This window comes from Kocuria cellulosilytica (assembly GCF_040981245.1).
Classification (GTDB): domain Bacteria; phylum Actinomycetota; class Actinomycetes; order Actinomycetales; family Micrococcaceae; genus Kocuria; species Kocuria cellulosilytica.
In genome coordinates this window covers 1-541 of sequence record NZ_JAVFWZ010000123.1, presented here as the reverse complement: position 1 = coordinate 541, position 541 = coordinate 1, and the positions used below count along the sequence as shown (strand labels likewise).

The 541-nt window shown below is 71.0% G+C and carries 1 protein-coding gene; it reads left to right on the top strand.

Features of this window, described 5'->3' with window-relative positions; genetic code table 11:
• Positions 1–414 (top strand): acetamidase/formamidase family protein (locus RCG67_RS17305; protein ID WP_368828050.1); only part of this gene is annotated, 414 nt, incomplete at its 5' end.
• Positions 415–541: the final 127 nt, after the last annotated feature.

The window sequence follows — 541 nt, the reverse complement described above, 5'->3', positions numbered from 1 at the left end:
ATCGACTTCCACGTGGACGTCCTCAAGGGCGGGATGGAGACCTACGGGGTGACGGAGAACGCGATCTTCCTCCCGGGCAACACGGACCCGCAGTACAGCGAGTGGATCTCCTTCTCCGGCACCTCGGTGACCCTCGACGGCGAGCAGCGCTACCTGGACTCGCAGCTGTCCTACCAGCGGGCCTGCCTGCACGCCGTCGACTACCTCACCCGGTTCGGCTACTCCCCGGAGCAGGCGTACCTGCTGCTGGGGGCCGCGCCGATCGAGGGCCGGTTCTCCGGGGTGGTCGACATCCCGAACTCGTGCGCCACCGTGTACATCCCCACCGCGATCTTCGACTTCGACATTCGGCCCTCCGCCGCCGGTCCGCACCAGGTGGACCCGGGGATGGGCGCGCCCCACGCGGCGGCCTGACCCCCGCCCGGACGCACCCGGGGGAGGCCACGGGATCCCGTGACCTCCCCCGGGCGCGTCCACGAAGGGCAGGAGGAGGCGCCGGTCAGGGGAGCAGGCCCTTGTCCGTCCAGGACGTGGGCAGGTG